This window comes from Vibrio sp. 1CM23M (assembly GCF_023161755.1).
GTDB classification, from domain to species: Bacteria; Pseudomonadota; Gammaproteobacteria; order Enterobacterales; family Vibrionaceae; genus Vibrio; species Vibrio coralliirubri.
The window spans coordinates 212,392-229,583 of record NZ_JALNTR010000004.1; the positions used below are offsets into that span (position 1 = coordinate 212,392).

Below are 17,192 nucleotides of genomic sequence, written 5' to 3' on the forward strand. Positions count from 1 at the left end.
CACCCCATATTAGAAGTCAGAACTGCTTGCGAACCTTCATTGATAACCCCGACACAGAAGTGATTAAAATGAAAAGTAGTTTTACTAAAACCACTCTTATTACAAGCTGTATTCTTGCTGCCCTAAGTACCACTGCCCACGCGGAAGAGTCCGCAGCAAACCACAGTGATACTCAGCCTCCTAAAACAGAAACTGAAACCCTATTTAACTTTTATGGTGAGCTTGGCCTTGGTGGTCACGTGGCACTAGAAGGTGATGACAAAGGCCGTTATGCAGACGGCACTTACATTGAAGCTGGCTTAGCTATCGAGCATGGCAATTGGTTCGGTCTTGCTTACATGGAAGGCTGGACAGTGCAAGCCGACGACGAAGGCAACGCTTGGGCAACTGGCCATGGCTGGGGCGGCTTTGAAGGTGGTTTTAACCGCTTTTACGCTGGCTACCGCACCGACAATAAAACAGAATTCATGATTGGTCGTATGGACTCTTCACTGGATGACGTTCAATGGTGGGGTGACCCTACGGTTGAATACGGTTACGCGATCTCGAACACACGTGACGTGCACCTTGGTGTGAAGATCCAAAACCTAGAAGGCAAGCTTCGCTACAGCGTTTCATTCGCGCCAGAGTCTGACTTCTCTGAAGACGATGCTCTCATTCACTTCGGTAAATACGACAACTTCGCAGACCAATGGAAAGATAAGAACGCCATGGTCAACGGTTACCTCCAATACGATCTGACCGACGACTTAACCCTAATGGGTGGTGGTGAAGTACGTAACAACGATGGCGGTGAACTATTGCTATTGGGTGCTGAATATAAAAACTTTGCGACTCGTATTTGGCACGACACAGACAAAGGCAACCAAGAGTCATTTGGTAGCGAATCCGGTATTCAAACCAGTGCTTGGTACGAAGCGGCACAGGGTGTTTACCTTTCAGCAGCCTACAACTACGCAAACTTTGATGGTGACAACGGCGACAAAGAAATCACCTCTTACATCAACGCGGGCGTTTGGTACGAATACGGAAACGGCACATTTGCGACTGCTTTCGATAGCCGCTTTGGCGTAGGCAGCGACACTGAAATCGGCGACGCGCAAGTGTTCGCAATGCAATACTTCTACTGGTAATAACAGGAATTGATCATGAAACTGAATAAATCATTCGCAGCTCTCGCTATCGGTGCAGCCCTTGTCGTTACTGGTTGTGCATCAAACTCCATCTCTGGCTCAAGTTCTGATGCAGAACAACTGCAAGCCAACGAATTTAAGAACGTTATAGACCGTACTGGCTCGCCAGAATACATGCGTGACTACGACTTCGATGACCACCAACGCTTTAACCCATTCTTCGACCTAGGCGCATGGCACGGTCACCTACTGCCAGACAGTGCAGAAGGCATGGGCGGATTCCCAGGTACAGCACTGCTTACCGAAGAATACATCAACTTCATGGCTGATAACTTCGACCGCCTAAGCGTGTTCAAAGATGGCAAAAAAGTGGCTTTCACCATGGAAGCTTACAGTCTACCGGGCGCATTGGTTCAGACACTAAAATCTGACGATGTGACCGTAGAAATGACGATGCGTTTTGCTTCAAACCGTACCTCTCTACTAGAAACTAAAATCACCACTGACTCCCCGGTTGAATTAGTGTGGGATGGTGAACTACTAGAAAAGACGCATGCCAAAGAAGGCGTTTCGCAAACAGAAAAAACCATTGCTGAAACGTACCCTGAGTACGACCGTCAAATCGTCGCAACCGACGATGGCCTAAAAGTAACCTTTGGTAAGGTGCGTTCAACTTGGGATCTACTGACTTCTGGTGAGTCTGAGTACCAAGTTCACAAGTCGATTCCAACACAAACCACAGTCGATGGCCTAGCGTTTACTTCAACGGCAAACATTGAAGCATCGACCACCATCTACACCACATACTCGCATGTTCTAACGGCAGAAGAAGCGAAAGCTGAACAGCCAGAAATCAAAAAGATCATGGCAAACCCTACCGATTTCTTAGCTGCATCAGCAGAGCGTTGGGAAGGCTATCTTGAGATGGGTTTAACCAACCCGAACGCAACACCAGAACAAGAGCGTGTTGCGGTTAAAGCGATGGAAACCCTAAACGGTAACTGGCGCGGCGCTGCAGGTGCGATGGAGTTTGACTCTGTGACACCTTCGGTAACAGCGCGTTGGTTCTCGGGCAACCAAACTTGGCCTTGGGACACCTGGAAACAAGCCTACGCAATGGCTCACTTCAACCCAGACGTAGCGAAAGACAACATCCGCGCGATGTTCGCTTACCAAATCCAAGCCGACGATGCCGTTCGCCCTTGGGATGAAGGCTACGTGCCAGACTTACTTGCTTACAACCTAAGCCCAGAACGTGGCGGCGACGGCGGTAACTGGAACGAACGTAATACCAAACCAAGCTTAGCGGCATGGGCAGTAATGGAAGTCTACAAGACCACCAGCGACGAAGCTTGGCTAGAAGAGATGTATCCAAAGCTAGTGGCATACCATGATTGGTGGTTACGCAACCGTGATAACAACGGCAACGGTGTACCTGAATACGGCGCAGCACGCGACAAAGCACACAACACACCTGAAGGTGAAATGTACTTCACAGTGGTTCGTGGCGATAAGCACGAAACAGTCGTAGGCCAAGCGGCACTGGATAAAGTGGTAGCAGAAGGCAACTACGATTACATCGAGAGCCCGGCACAAACGGCTGCATCTTGGGAATCAGGTCGTGACGATGCAGCCGCATTCGGTTTCATCGATAAAGACCAGCTAGACGCGTATGTCGCCAACGGCGGTAAGCGCAGCGATTGGGATGTTGAGTTCGCTCAAAACCGCGCTGAAGATGGCACGCTACTGGGCTACTCACTACTGCAAGAATCTGTCGACCAAGCAAGCTATATGTACAGCGATAACAAGTACCTAGCAGAAATGGCTGACATTCTTGGTAAAGACGCAGAAGCGAAAGAGTTCCGTGAAAAAGCTGAGCATCTATCGAACTACATCAACACCTGTATGTTCGACGAAGGTACTAACTTCTTCTACGACATTCGTATCGAAGACAAACCACTAGCGAATGGCTGTGCAGGTAAACCGATTGTAGAGCGTGGTAAAGGCCCTGAAGGTTGGTCACCATTGTTCAATGCTGCTGCCACTCAAGCTAACGCTGATGCAGTTGTCTCTGTAATGAAAGATACAGAAGAGTTCAATACCTACGTTCCACTAGGCACAGCAGCGCTTTCTAGCCCTGCATTTGGCCCAGACATTTACTGGCGTGGACGTGTATGGGTGGATCAATTCTACTTCGGCCTAAAAGGAATGGACAGCTACGGCTACCGTGACGATGCGATTGAAATGGCAGGCGCGTTCTTTGACCACGCCGATGGATTAGTTCAAGACGGTCCTATTCGTGAGAACTACAACCCATTGAACGGTGAACAGCAAGGCGCACCAAACTTCTCTTGGAGTGCAGCTCACCTATACATGCTTTACAACGATTTCTTTACTGACGCAGAGTAAATCAAACCTATACCTGTCTTCTGGAATTCAATGAAAAGATAAACTCATAAATTTCAGACTTTGGCACTCAGTATCTCGCTGAGTGCCTTTTTCACACCTGAAGCAAAATAAGCGAACAAACAGTTACTTAGACTATTTGGCCCACTATGATCCTTTTACTCTATTCGCTGCACGTTAGCCTATATCACCACAATGGAAGCGCACCTGATAATGGTAATGCTCTTTCAATAATTTAAATTCATCATGGACACTTGGCGTCCACGAGTCATCACCGCCAACCCCCATATGGAAGCCATCCACATAAACAAACAGCTGTTCTTGTTCGGTTAAGTCACAAGTATGTTTTGCCTTCTGTAGCTGCTGTAACCCAAAACGACTGACTGAGAAATGGAGGTCTCCTTGCAGTTCAAATGATCCCACTTTTGCCTCACGAACATCACAACGCAAGCCGCAATCAGAAGGGAAAATATACGGGGTATGCATTTGTTCAATGTTCTGCTGATATCGCCCCATATGGGCTGACATTTTTCGATCTGGGTAGTTTTCGTGTGGCCCACGACCAAACCATTCCACCCCATCAGGCACATGGTTCAAAGCAAACTCAAAACCGACTCGTGGCAGAGACGGCAAACCTTTCGCCGCTTGAACATCCACATCTAATTTGACCTCACCATCGGTAAATAATTGGTACCGCCAAGTCGACAACAAACGAACCTGCCCTTCCACTGTGTGAGCAATGATTGCCGTCACCGACACCCCGTTTTTCTGAGTGATGGATGAAAATTCGATACATTCAGGAGTGAGCCTATCTAACCTCATCGCCTGCCAGCGTGCGATCCATGAATTGGGGTCGACGCGGTTTGCTTCACTGACACCGATATCGTTGTCCAATGGTGCACGATAAAAGTTATCTCGAAGGCCACTAGCAAGTTGTTCCACCCCTTTGATTTTCCAGCTCTCTAATGTCCCAGACAATCTGTCGAACTCTACTTGATAAGCATCACCAATCACCGTCAGCAGCGTGTCGGTTTCAGTCACTTTCGGTGGGTATTGTGAGAGGTTAGCATCCAACATCAATTGCGGCTGAATAGGTAAGCTAAGCTGTTCAATCGCGGTCACATGGCCTTTATCCGCCCATGCAGTATTGGTGTTTAATACCACTTCAAGATTAAGGAAGTTGAGCGCATTAGCCGTCTTCGGGATAGTCACACCATTGAGTTCTATCTGAACACTCTCGCCCGCACCAACCATCAATTCGATACAACCATCGCTCGTTACTACACCATTCTGAGTAACCGTCCAATTCAACGTTTCAATGCTGCTGGTCACAAATATATATTCGCTGTGCACCTCTATCACCAGAGGCGAAGTCGAAACCAGTCTAAACTGGTAAAACTGCTGTGCTTTTTTCACTTCATGAAGCGTTGGATGCACCGTCCTGTCGGGGAATACCAAACCATTAATGCAGAACTGGCGATCATTAATCTCGTCGCCGAAATCACCACCATAGCCCCAGTACTGTTTGCCGCTCGAATCGGTTTTGGTGATCCCTTGATCGACCCAATCCCAAATAAAACCGCCCTGTAATCTTGGGTTGTCTCTAAACGCCTGCCAGTATTTATCAAAGCTACCCAGACTATTCCCCATAGCATGGGCGTACTCACAGAGAATGAGAGGACGATGCTCGTTTGGTAGAGCTATCGCTTTACGAATGCCCACGCGAGGTGTCACCTCAGGTTGACTCTCAACCACAGGTAAATCCCAATCAACCCGCGCATACATAGGACATAAAATATCGGTCGCTGCTGTATCTGCCCCGCCACCTTCATACTGAACGGGACGTGTTGGATCAGTTTGTTTCACCCATTGATACATCGCATGGTGATTGCGACCAATACCCGATTCATTACCCAGCGACCAAATGATCACGCTGGCGTGGTTTTTATCGCGCTCCACCAGCCTTGTCATTCGTCTCATGTACGCATTCAACCATGACGCATCATCGGATAAACGGCACATCGGAAATTGACCATGAGTTTCCACATTCGCTTCATCAACCAGATACAGACCATACTCATCACATAGTTCATACCACAATGGATGATTCGGATAATGAGCGGTTCTAACGGCATTGAAGTTATTTTGTTTGAGCAGTTTGATGTCTTGAATCATCCCCTCTCGAGTCATGGTGTGACCCAATTCAGGGTGATGTTCATGACGATTGACGCCACGAATCAGCAACGGTTTTCCGTTAACTTTTAGCAAACTATCGGTAATTTCAACACTTCGAAAGCCGACATCGTAAGCCTCACAATCGATTAGCTCATCATGTTCATCGAGCAATGACACCACACAGCGATATAAGTAGGGTGACTCGGCACTCCACTTGTTCGGGTTCACCACTGAAATGCTGTGTTCAGCGACTTCAGACCAAGGCCCTTTCTCATCCACAACTCGCTCACCAAAGCCCACGATTTGAGGTTCACAAACCAACTGTCCTTGAGCATCATAAAGTTCAGCTCTCAGCTTATCGCAGCCTTCTACATCATTGCTGTGCTTGGTTATTTGCGTAGAAATATTTAAAACCGCATCGCGATAGCAAGCATCTAGCTGAGTCTCAATACCAACATCCTCAATGGCGACCTTGGGCTTTCTCAATAAAGTCACATCACGGAATATGCCGCTGAGCCACCACATATCTTGGTCTTCGAGATAAGAACCATCAGACCAACGCAGCACCATGACTGCGAGCGTGTTCTCACCCACTTGCAAGTATTCAGATACATCAAATTCCGCCGGTAATCGACTGTCTTGCGAATAGCCAACCCACTTGCCGTTACACCACAAATGAAAAGCAGAATTCACGCCATCAAAGGTCAGCCTATGGGTATCTAATAGCTCCGGTTCTGTGCAGTTAAAATGCGTTCGGTAGAGCCCTGTCGGATTATCGCTAGGGACGAAGGGAGGGTTATCAGCGAAAGGATACTTCACATTGGTATAGATCGGTTTATCAAAGCCTTGCATCTGCCAGTTGCTTGGCACTGTGATCGACTTCCATGAGGAATCATCAAAATGTTCCGATACTACCTCTTCGCAGACCAACTCTGGTGAATCGAACAGCTGAAACTTCCAAGTCCCATTGAGAGACATAGTGCTCGACGAGTTCTTCGTCATAGCCTCAATCAACGAGGTATAACTATTTAAAGGAGCATGAGCCTCAACAACATTATGATGGGTGATGTGTTGATTTTCCCACTCACGGGCAGAGATGATTTGAGAGAAAGTTCTCATGACGTGTTCCTTACCAAAAGCCGTTTAACGTGAACCATTGCAAGTGATGCTCAGCGCCTCATTGTGTTCAAACATTACGAACGCCAACTAAGCAGCTCTTGCAATAATCCCTCAAGTGAAGAAAAAAAGCCGCAGCCAGAACAGCTGCGGCTATTGAAATGTTACTTAAAGGTACGCTTGCTCACTTTATCGAGTTTTTTCAAGATTTTATCGATTCGTTCAGGGTGAACCATAAACTCTTGGAAGCCTTTCATGCCTTCTTTGGCCATCGCAGGATCGGTGTCTCGGTCATAGAATTGAGCCGTACCATCACTGGATGCCAACATCGCGACGCCTTTGTCTAAGAACGGGTCAGACTTCGCTTTAGCTTTGTTGTTGGTTGGGATCTGTAACAGCATCTCATTGATCAGCTGCTGGTTTTCAGCGCGAGCAACAAACTCTAAGAACTTACGAGCATCTTCTTTGTTTTTCGCTTTTGAAGGTATGTGCAGCGTATCCATTGGTGCATCTTCAGACATAGCAATACTTGGGTCGATCACCGGGAACTGGAAGAAATCCATCTTGCCTTCCAACTCAGCAGGGAAGTTAGGCGTGATGAAGTTACCCATCAGGTACATCGCCGCTTTACCGTTGTACAAGAAAGGTTGAGCTTCTTGCCATGAATAAGACGCGTGGTTTTCTAGGAAGTAACCAGGCTCAACTAACTCAGCCCAATTAGCGAAGGTTTTCTTCACTCGCTCATCAGAGTAAGGCACCTTGCCTTCCATTAACTGAATATGAAAATCCAAGCCGTTAGTTCGCATGTTGATGTAATCAAACCAACCAGCGGCGGTCCAAAGATACTTGGTACCAATCGCAAACGGCGCTACACCATTTTCTTTAAGTATTGCAGACGCAGATTTCAAATCATCCCACGTTTTCGGCTCCGCAATTCCATATTGCTCAAAGATGTCTTTGCGGTAGTAGATACCCCATTGATAATACGTGTACGGCACACCAAACTGCTTACCTTGTACTGTCATCGCAGGCGCGGCAGCCGCAAAGTCTTGCTTCATGTTGTTGTCTGCCCAAATATCACTGACATCCTCAAACAAGCCACGGTCAACAAAGGCTTTCATTCGGTTGCCCGCATACCAAAAAACCACATCCGGCGGCGAAGTGACCAACCAATTACGAATCGTTGTTTTATACGACTCGTGATCGTACAAGTTGTACTTCACCGTAATATCTGGGTTTTCTTTTTCAAAGCGGTTAATGATCTCACCCCACGCCTCTTTTGGCGCAGGATCAGAAGCATCTGAGTTGATAACGAGTGTCCCTGCAAACGATGTTGCAGACATGGAGGCAGCGAGCACTGCACTGGCAGCGATATGTTTCACGTATTTCATATTGAGGTCCTTGTTATGGAGCTAAGCTCTCTAAGTCCAATTCTTATTGTTTTATCTCGTAGGGTTGTTCGTGTTTTAGTTTCTCTTCAATGATTCATCCATTTGGGATGTCGGTAGCAATAACGATTTAAAGCCGTCGCTCTTGCTAGATTCGTGTATCGATTCTTATCTCGTGATTTACCCTTTGGTCGCACCTAATGTTAGGCCTGCGATAAAGTGCTTTTGCATGGTAAAGAACAGCACTACCGGTGGGATAGCCGCGACCACGGCACCCGCCGACATAAACTGCCAAGACGCCAGCCATTGGCCTTGAAGTGAGCTCAAACCCGCAGTTACTGGGCGAACGTCATCACTCTGAACCAGTACTAGAGCCCAGAAGAAATCGTTCCAAATAAAGGTAAACACCAATACGGCTAACGCAGCTAAAGCTGGGCGAACCAAAGGGAGTACGACATGCCAGAATATTTTCCACTCACTCACCCCTTCAACACGCGCTGCTTCGATCAGGGCATCAGGGATCCCGACAATAAAATTACGCATGAACAAGGTACAGAAACCGGCTTGGAAAGCGATATGGAAAAAAATCAACGCCCAGTGGGTGTCGTATAGACCGAGTCCAATCGTTAAATCACGCACTGGAATCATCAAAATTTGGAACGGAACAAAGTTGCCCGCGATGAACATCGCAAAAATCCACACATTGGCTTTGAAGTTGTACTTCGCCAAAGCATAGCCAGCCAGTGTCGACAACGCGACGGCACCAGCAACCGCTGGCAATGTGATGATTAAACTATTGATGAGGTACTGCCCCATCGACGTTGAGGTAAATACTTGAGTGTAGTTTTCAATGAACTGAATCTCGCTTGGCCAGCCCCAGTAGTTACCTTTGTTGATGTCTTCCATCGAACGAATCGAGGTCATCATTACGGCGATAAGTGGTAATAACCACATCACAATGGAAATAGGCAGTGCAACTCGGTAGCTAATGTTGGTAAAGCGACCGGCTTTTTGAATTGGTTGCGGAAACATTATTTTTCACTCCTTAACATGCGCCACAAGAAGTAAGCGATATAGATATCCATAATCAGGAACAACACAACGGAAACCGCCGCACCATAACCCATTCGATAGTTAAAGATAGACTCTTCATACATCTGGTACGCAAGTACTGTCGAGCTGCCCCAAGGGCCGCCTGCCGTCATGGTCGCCACTAGATCAAATGAACGCAGAGCACCAATCACGGTGACAACCACGGCGATAAAGGTTGCGGGTCTTAACTGTGGAAGCACCACATACCACAACATGCGCCACTTCTTTGCACCATCAAGTCGAGCCGCTTCTAACTGCTCAGGATCGAGGTTATTCAGCCCAGTTAAATATAAGATCATGCAATAAGAGATCTGAGGCCATAAGCCAGCAGCGATGATTCCGTAGGTCACATAGTCTTCGTCAGCAAGTATCGAAATTGGCTCGAAGCCAAGCGACCCGAGTGCAATATTGAAAAGTCCAAAAGAGGGGTCATAGAACCAAGCAAATACGAGGCCTACCACCACTTGAGAAATAACGAATGGGAAGAAAAACAGAGATTTTACGACACGAATACCTTTCACTTGCTGGTTGAGGAAAAGGGCAATCGCCAAGCCACAGGGTGGCGCAAGCATAAAGAAGATCAACCAAAGAAAGTTATTCGTTAACGAAGTATAAAAAGCATCTGAGTCAAAAAGCTCACGATAGTTCTCAAGCCCCACCCACTCCTTTTCACCTAATCCATCCCACTCAAAGAAGCTCAGCCAAATACTGTCCAAGATGGGATAGATAACATAGAGAGAGAATATAGCGATGGCTGGTGCCAAGAACAGCCAAGGCGAGACCTTGGAACTGATGCGCCTTTTCTTCTTCGCTGATGGGGTGCGATTTTCTGGGTATATCGTTTTCACAGATTGCTCCATTTCCCAAAATTCCTTGTATTAAAAGCTTGGTTTACTACTTGGTTAACTTCCATCTGAATTTATAAATCCCAATCATTAGCTCAGCATTTATAATGATTACGTTCAAATATTAGGCTTATTGATAACATTACGCACAGTTATGCTTTATTTATGTAAACGTTTTCACAAAAATCAGTATAGATCGCGAGATTTATATGACAGTGATCAATAAATCATGCGAGGCACCTAACAAATTTCTGATGAAAGCGTATGTTTTAAAGGCAAAGAGATGTAGCCCAACGAAGCAAGGAGAGAGCATGGCTGATATCAGCTTAAAAAAGGTCATCAAGCGATATGGTGATATACAGACCATTCATGGTGTTGATCTAGAAATAAATAATGGCGAATTCGTCGTATTCGTTGGACCATCAGGTTGCGGAAAATCAACCCTCTTACGCTTAGTTGCTGGCTTAGAAGAAATCACTGAAGGCGAGATTCATATTGGAGACGATCTTGTTAACGATGTCGATCCTGCTGAGCGTGGTGTCGCAATGGTATTTCAATCCTACGCACTCTACCCACACATGACCGTGGAAGAAAACATGGGCTTTGGCCTGAAAATGAATGGCGTAGCGAAGGAAGTCGTTAAAAAGCAAGTCACCAGTGCGGCAAAGACACTCCAATTAGAGCCTTTATTGAAGCGTAAACCGAAAGAACTGTCAGGTGGGCAGCGTCAACGTGTAGCGATCGGCCGAGCGATAGTTCGCAACCCTCGCGTATTCTTATTCGATGAACCGCTCTCGAACCTCGATGCTGAACTTCGTGTCGATATGCGCTTACAAATCGCCAAATTGCACCAAGATCTGCAAAATACCATGATTTATGTCACGCACGATCAAGTCGAAGCCATGACGCTTGCAGACAAGATCGTGGTATTAAGAGATGGTCGTGTTGAACAAGTCGGTTCTCCACTCGATCTATACCACTCTCCACAAAATGAATTTGTGGCTGGCTTTATTGGCTCACCGAAAATGAATTTCTTACCGTGTGTTGTTAACAACACCTCAGAAACGCACGCCCAACTCGCTGTTAACGGTGTCAGCCAAATTACCCTCCCCTTACCAAGTGATGGATTAAAAGAGGGACAAAGCATCACGCTAGGCATTCGACCTGAACATTTAGAGATTAACAGCGGCTCCGATATCACCATTGAATTTCAAAGTGAGGTGGTCGAGCGACTAGGGAACAGCACTTATATGTTTGGCCAGTCTTGTGGCGTGGATAGCTTTAAGGTACACCTACCAGGAGACCAAGAGGTCACTCGATACCAATCACTTGAACTGAGTTTCTCTTCAAAAGATTGCCACCTATTCGATGATCAAGGGCAACGAATTAACTAGACTTTAAAACGGTAGAGCTAGCTCGATGTCGCTAGCTTTGCCATTTTTCAAACTCACTTTCCGTTCATTTCAAGCAATTACTTGCTCCCATTTTGTTCCTCTTAATGGCTTATGAAATCCCGCTCAAAAATTTCATCACTCTCATTGAAACATTGGTTTCTGAAGACTTATTCAAATTTTATTTATCCTTATTAGCCTTCCGGACATTAATTTGATAGTCGTTTACTAAATAATCGCTAAACTATAGTGTCGCCTACCCCTTTTTTGAGAAAACCTAAATGCCTAATGCTGATTCCACCCTAAACAAACGTATGGGAATCGTTGCGCTCACCTGGCCAATTTTTATCGAAGTTCTTTTAAGAACCGCACTCAACACCAGTGATGTATTCATGCTATCGGGATACTCGGACAAAGCTGTGTCTGCCGTTGGTGTTATTTCTCAGATATCCTTTTTCCTGATCATTGTTTCGACCATGGTCAGCAGTGGTACGGGTATTTTAATCGCGCAGTACAACGGTGCCTCCCGCACTCAAGAGAGCGCTCACGTGGGTGTAGCAAGTATCATTCTAGCCATTATTGCAGGTGTGCTACTGAGTGTGATTGCCGTTCTTGTTGCTGAATATTTTATCCCGCTTTATCAACTCGAACCTCAAGTTGAACAGTACGCGCAAGAATACCTGTTCATCAGTGGTGCTCTCACCTTCAATGTAACCATAGGTGTGGTTCTCACCACTATTTTGCGCAGTCATGGCTATTCAAAGTCACCAATGGTGATCAATATGATTGCAGGCGTTATCAACGTATTCGGTAACTACTGTGCCTTATATCAACCTTTTGGTTTGCCTGTATACGGCGTGCAAGGAGTTGCGACCGCGACCGTCATTAGCCAAGTAATCGGGATGTTGATCTTGATTGGTGTGGTCAGAAGCAAAGGGATTGATCTACCAGTGAAGCAGTTTAAATCTGTGCCGAAAGCCATCTATCAAAAAATCATTAAGATCGGCTCGATGAACGCCGGAGAAGTGCTCTCTTATAACATGGCTCAGATCAGCATTACCTTCTTTGTAGTGCAGATGGGCACCTCTTCACTGGCTGCGTTTACTTACGCACAAAACATCGCTCGCCTCTCTTTTGCGTTTGCACTGGCAATTGGTCAAGGCAGCCAAATTCAAACAGGCTATTACATTGGTAAGGGTTGGATCGACGAGATCACCAAGCGCGTGCAACGCTACTTTGTGGTTGGCTTTATCGCGTCAACCGCGATTACCTGCATGGTATATGTGTTCCGGTTCGAAATTCTCGATCTGTTCACGCAAGATCCAGAGATCATTGCGTTAACGGCTGCACTGATTGCAGGTTCCATCATTCTTGAAGCTGGCCGAGTATTTAACCTGATCTTTATCTCTTGTCTAAAGGCTGCTGGCGACATTAAATTCCCGATCAAAATGGGTATTCTCAGCATGTGGGGCATTGGGGTTGCCATGAGCTATTTGCTTGGCGTGCATTGGGGTTATGGCGTATTGGGGGCTTGGATGGCAATCGCGATGGACGAGTGGTTCCGCGGAATCATTATGGCCTATCGCTGGCGAGCTAAGAAATGGACTCGATTCTCTTTTTAGACTTTTTAGCCTTCCATTTATCTTCACAAGATCGAAAAACGCCGCTCCTATTTCCAAAGAGCGGCGTTTTCGTTTTTAATTACCCTAACTCATCTACGCGGTCGCAAGTCCTTTCTTACGCTTTGCTAATCGGCCAAAAATACCGACTAACATCACGATGCCACACACACCGTAAACCTGCATGATAGTTGGATCATCAGATACAAAGCCCACATCAGAGAACATCACGTAAGCACCTAATACCATGTAGAGAATGATAGCCGAAGCCTCGAAACGGAACTCCCAAGGCGTCACATCAATATTCTCATTGACTGGCATCACGTACTCAGACTCACGTGGCATAAAGTAGCCAATGATGAACATCAGCGCTGTACATACAACAAACAGAATCGCCAATTGGTGTAAAAAGTGAATAGGTGTTTTGAACACTAACTGCATCGCAGCGTATGAACTTACAAATACCACCAATGCCACTTTAGCCGCTAGAGCTGGCACACGTTTAGAGATGTAACCCACAAACACGATAGTGAAGATTGGCACACTGAAGAAGCCCGCTACCATTTGTAGGTATTGGAACAAACCTTCTGGTGCGTACATGATGAATGGTGCGATACATACCGAGATAATCGCGATCACAACGCCAAAGATACGGCCTTTACCCACTAGCTCTTCATCCGTTTTACCTTGGCCAAACAAAGGTTTGTAGACATTCAATGCAAATAGAGTGGTCGAACTGTTAAGCACACCATTAAATGTACTTAGGATGGCACCAAACATAACCGCGACAAAGAAGCCAACCAACGGCTTAGGCAAAACTTCGTTTACCAAGCGCGTGTACATAGTGTCTGGATTACCGGCATCTGCACCAAACATGTGGAACGCGATGATGCCTGGAATAATTAGGAACAGCGGAGAGATAACCTTAATTGCACCAGCAAGGATAACCCCTTTCTGACCTTCTTTCAGGTTTTTAGCACCTAGTGCACGTTGAATGATGGATTGGTCAGTACCCCAGTAGTACAAGTTCACCAGAAGCAGACCAGTAAACAATGTTGAGAACGGCAGTGGATCGGTTTCTGTACCCACCGATTGAAGCTTCTCTGGCGCGGCATAAAGCAGAATATCTAGGCCAGCACCAAAGCTACCTTCGCCCAATACCATCAAACCGAATACTGGAATCATCATGCCGCCAACAATCAAGCCTACGCCATTAATGGTATCTGCAATCACAACCGCCTTTAGGCCGCCATAAATCGCGTAAAAGAAGCCAAGTAAACCAATCGTCGCCGAAATCAGTGCAATTGAACTAAACTCTGAAATATTTAGTAAGGCCTGAACATCGAAGATTTCACCCAAAACAACGGCGCCCGCGTAAAGTGTGGTAGGCAAAATGTTGATCACGTATTGGCACAAGAAAAGTAAAGTCACAAACTTCTTCACCGACATGTCGTAGCGGCTCTCTAAAAAATCAGGAATAGTGGTGATGCCTTGTTTTAAATAACGAGGAACCAACATCAAAGCGATGATCACCAAGGTGACACCAGAGGCCACTTCCCACCCCATGACACTCATGTTGTGGGTGTAAGCTTGTGCGCTCATACCCACGAAACTGGTGGCACTCAAGTTCGTTAAGATAAGTGAGCTGGCGATTAAGCCGCCGGTTAAGCTTCTTCCGCCAAGAAAGAAACCATCTTGTGAGGTGTTTTTGTCATTTTTCACTTTGTTGTAGGTAAACGCGACTACAAACCCAGTAAATAACAAAAATGACAACAGAACGGTAATAGACATTTTGTTTTCCTTAAGTAGAGTTATTGCGGCAGCAATACCTCGCTGCCGATTATAATTTTTATATTTAGATTTTTATTTGTAGGGGTACTCAGAGTCAGAGATTCACATCTTTTTTAGATGCACAATCAAGGCAGACTCTGGGTCGAGAATAGGTAAGGTCAATCCAATCTCTTTGAGGTTATCGCCGCTTAAAGTCAGTGTTTTATCTAACCATTGAGGGCGTTGTTTCATGAGTTGGAAACTGGTTTGTGGCATCTCCACTAACTTCACTTGATACAGCGCACAGTCTTCCACGCAGCTAATACGAAGTGGTGATGGCAGAGCATATTCTGGCATCGCCAACTGACACACGGTGATCAGCATTTCATCATCATTCTGCACCCCATAGATGTTCTGGTTCTTGTCCGCAGGATCCATACGGAAACTACGACCTGAATGCAAAATATGGCGGAACTGCTTGTGCAGAGAGATGTAGTGAGAGAAAGCTTGTTTCTCTTGTTGCGACTCTTTAACCGGGTCAAGCTCAACGCCCATGTGCCCCATCAAAGCGGTGACACCACGCATATTGATACTGTGACGACGATTGGTTGAGTGACACTCAGCAGGTCCAATGTGCGCGCCCATCACTTCTGGTGGAAAGAAGTAGCTCATGCCTTTTTGAATCGCTTGGCGCTCCAATGCATCGTTACAATCGGATGCCCAGAATCGATGTGTTCTCTTAAGGATTTCAAAATCAATACGACCACCGCCTGATGAGCAAGATTCAATCTCGACCTTAGGGTGTGCTTGATTCAGTTGATCAACGAGACGATACAAGGCTTGAGTTTGACCATGTACCGCAGCCTTACCTTGGTGACCCGGCTGAACTAATTCACGGTTCATGTCCCACTTTAAGTAGCCGATATTGTACGTAGTCAGAAGCGCATCAAGGCGAGAGAACAAGTAGTCAAAGCACGCTTCATTCTGCAAGTCTAAAACATACTGCCAACGACCAGAGGGTTGATGATAACCTTGTAAACCTAGTACCCAATCAGGATGGTTACGGTATAGGTTTGAGTCTTGGCTGACCATCTCAGGTTCAACCCACAACCCAAACTCCATGCCCTGTTGGTTAACGTGTTCAATCACAGGTTCTAAGCCATTTGGGTATTTCACTTCATCGAGATACCAATCGCCTAATGCCGTTCGTTCACCATCACGACCAATAAACCAACCATCATCAATAATGAATCGTTCAACACCCATCGCGCCGGCTTCGGTTGCCATCCGCATAATGTATTCCGGTTTATGGTCGAAGTAGATACCCTCCCAAGTATTCAAGTGCACTGGGCGAGGTTTATCGGTAGGGAATTGAATAATGTTGTCACGAACAAACTGCTGAAAACGTTGAGTAATACCGTTCAAACCAGAATTGCTGTAACAGCCATAGAGCCAAGGTGTCTGGTAAGTTGCCTCTGGTTCTAGAATCGATTCGCCCGCTAACAATAACTCTCCCGCTTGTACAAAGCGGCGGCCATCACTGCGGACATCAGCACGCATTTGGTGGTTGCCACTCCAACCTAGATGGAAGCCCCACACCAAACCGTTCTGCTCTGAGAAACCTTGCGTTCCTGCAAACATGCCAGGGAAGTTTTCATGTGAAGTTCGACCGCGACGGTTCTCTTGCATGAAACCACCGTGTTCAAAACGCTGACGTTGCGTTTGGAACTCATGACACCAACGACCATGAAACGTCATCAATTCATTGGCGTGATTTGGCAGCGGCAACGTTGATGACAGCTTATTTAAAGAGTATTTACTGTCCCCTTTATTGGTTACTGTGACGCGCTTTTGAACCACATCCGATTCGTAATCCAGTTTAATTTCGACCGTCAATTCAAGCTTAGACACGGTGTCTTCTAGAACAAAAGTGACTTGCTGATCCTGAGCTTCTACGCAGACGGTGTTAAAAACGGGAGCCCAATCAAAACCATCACGATGCCCTTCAATTCCCGGTGCATTAAAATGACCGCTACCCAACTCAGGACAAAGAGAAAGCGGTACATCGACATCAAGGCGTGCTTGAGAAATCGGTCTCTCGGTTGATAACAAAAGATCTTCATCAATACTGGCGATCTTAGCGCCCCAGTGAAGAACCTCTGGAGTACGGCCCGATTTGATGATCAAACTGTGGTTTTTACTTGTTAGATGAATAAATTCGCTCATAGCCAATCTCTATTGTTTTCGTAAACATAAA

The 17,192-nt window shown here is 46.2% G+C and carries 10 protein-coding genes; 4 read left to right on the forward strand and 6 right to left on the reverse strand.

The genetic code is table 11. The features are described 5' to 3' along the window. Positions 1 to 68: 68 nt before the first annotated feature. Together ygjJ and ygjK are read left to right on the forward strand one after the other, a co-directional pair. Positions 69 to 1,133, forward strand: a complete 1,065-nt coding sequence (ygjJ, locus tag MSG35_RS15225; protein WP_048605573.1) for a protein YgjJ — start codon at positions 69 to 71, stop codon at positions 1,131 to 1,133. A 15-nt stretch (positions 1,134 to 1,148) separates the two neighbouring features. After that, the gene (ygjK, locus tag MSG35_RS15230; protein WP_248384461.1) at positions 1,149 to 3,542 is read left to right on the forward strand and encodes an alpha-glucosidase; all 2,394 of its coding nucleotides are present in this window, start codon (positions 1,149 to 1,151) and stop codon (positions 3,540 to 3,542) included. A 174-nt stretch (positions 3,543 to 3,716) separates the two neighbouring features. On the opposite strand, the gene MSG35_RS15235 is transcribed toward ygjK, so the two are convergent. The 4 genes from MSG35_RS15235 to MSG35_RS15250 all read right to left on the reverse strand — a co-directional run bounded on the left by MSG35_RS15235 (position 3,717) and on the right by MSG35_RS15250 (position 10,170). Then, complete coding sequence (locus MSG35_RS15235; RefSeq protein ID WP_248384462.1) at positions 3,717 to 6,833, reverse strand: beta-galactosidase; 3,117 nt, start codon at positions 6,831 to 6,833, stop codon at positions 3,717 to 3,719. Between the two features lie 161 nt (positions 6,834 to 6,994). Then, the gene (locus MSG35_RS15240; protein ID WP_248384463.1) at positions 6,995 to 8,221 is read right to left on the reverse strand and encodes an extracellular solute-binding protein; all 1,227 of its coding nucleotides are present in this window, start codon (positions 8,219 to 8,221) and stop codon (positions 6,995 to 6,997) included. Positions 8,222 to 8,398: 177 nt separating this feature from the next. After that, positions 8,399 to 9,250: a carbohydrate ABC transporter permease gene (locus MSG35_RS15245; protein ID WP_050644910.1), complete on the reverse strand. Its 852-nt coding sequence runs from the start codon at positions 9,248 to 9,250 to the stop codon at positions 8,399 to 8,401. Then, positions 9,250 to 10,170 (reverse strand): sugar ABC transporter permease, encoded by a 921-nt coding sequence (locus MSG35_RS15250; protein ID WP_050619981.1) that lies wholly within the window; start codon positions 10,168 to 10,170, stop codon positions 9,250 to 9,252. Before MSG35_RS15250 ends, MSG35_RS15245 begins: the two co-directional genes overlap by 1 nt. A gap of 296 nt (positions 10,171 to 10,466) precedes the next feature. On the opposite strand from MSG35_RS15250, the gene ugpC reads away from it, so the two are divergent. Both ugpC and MSG35_RS15260 read left to right on the forward strand, forming a co-directional pair. After that, complete coding sequence (gene ugpC, locus MSG35_RS15255) at positions 10,467 to 11,549, forward strand: sn-glycerol-3-phosphate ABC transporter ATP-binding protein UgpC (protein ID WP_248384464.1); 1,083 nt, start codon at positions 10,467 to 10,469, stop codon at positions 11,547 to 11,549. A gap of 278 nt (positions 11,550 to 11,827) precedes the next feature. Then, entirely contained in the window at positions 11,828 to 13,168 is a 1,341-nt protein-coding gene (locus tag MSG35_RS15260) for an MATE family efflux transporter (RefSeq protein WP_017070359.1), read from the forward strand. A gap of 93 nt (positions 13,169 to 13,261) precedes the next feature. Here the strand turns inward: MSG35_RS15260 and MSG35_RS15265 are convergent, their stop codons facing one another. Then, entirely contained in the window at positions 13,262 to 14,956 is a 1,695-nt protein-coding gene (locus MSG35_RS15265) for a solute:sodium symporter family transporter (protein WP_248384465.1), read from the reverse strand. Between the two features lie 102 nt (positions 14,957 to 15,058). Continuing rightward, on the reverse strand, positions 15,059 to 17,161 hold the full coding sequence (locus MSG35_RS15270) for an alpha-galactosidase (RefSeq protein ID WP_248384466.1): 2,103 nt from the start codon (positions 17,159 to 17,161) through the stop codon (positions 15,059 to 15,061). Between the last annotated feature and the right edge of the window lie 31 nt (positions 17,162 to 17,192).

Excerpts from the sequence above, each read along its gene's own strand:
- ygjJ (WP_048605573.1), top strand. The coding sequence starts at position 69 with ATGAAAAGTAGTTTTACTAAAACCACTCTTATTACAAGCTGTATTCTT.
- ygjK (WP_248384461.1), top strand. The coding sequence starts at position 1,149 with ATGAAACTGAATAAATCATTCGCAGCTCTCGCTATCGGTGCAGCCCTT.
- MSG35_RS15235 (WP_248384462.1), bottom strand. The coding sequence starts at position 6,833 with ATGAGAACTTTCTCTCAAATCATCTCTGCCCGTGAGTGGGAAAATCAA.
- MSG35_RS15240 (WP_248384463.1), bottom strand. The coding sequence starts at position 8,221 with ATGAAATACGTGAAACATATCGCTGCCAGTGCAGTGCTCGCTGCCTCC.
- MSG35_RS15245 (WP_050644910.1), bottom strand. The coding sequence starts at position 9,250 with ATGTTTCCGCAACCAATTCAAAAAGCCGGTCGCTTTACCAACATTAGC.
- MSG35_RS15250 (WP_050619981.1), bottom strand. The coding sequence starts at position 10,170 with ATGGAGCAATCTGTGAAAACGATATACCCAGAAAATCGCACCCCATCA.
- ugpC (WP_248384464.1), top strand. The coding sequence starts at position 10,467 with ATGGCTGATATCAGCTTAAAAAAGGTCATCAAGCGATATGGTGATATA.
- MSG35_RS15260 (WP_017070359.1), top strand. The coding sequence starts at position 11,828 with ATGCCTAATGCTGATTCCACCCTAAACAAACGTATGGGAATCGTTGCG.
- MSG35_RS15265 (WP_248384465.1), bottom strand. The coding sequence starts at position 14,956 with ATGTCTATTACCGTTCTGTTGTCATTTTTGTTATTTACTGGGTTTGTA.
- MSG35_RS15270 (WP_248384466.1), bottom strand. The coding sequence starts at position 17,161 with ATGAGCGAATTTATTCATCTAACAAGTAAAAACCACAGTTTGATCATC.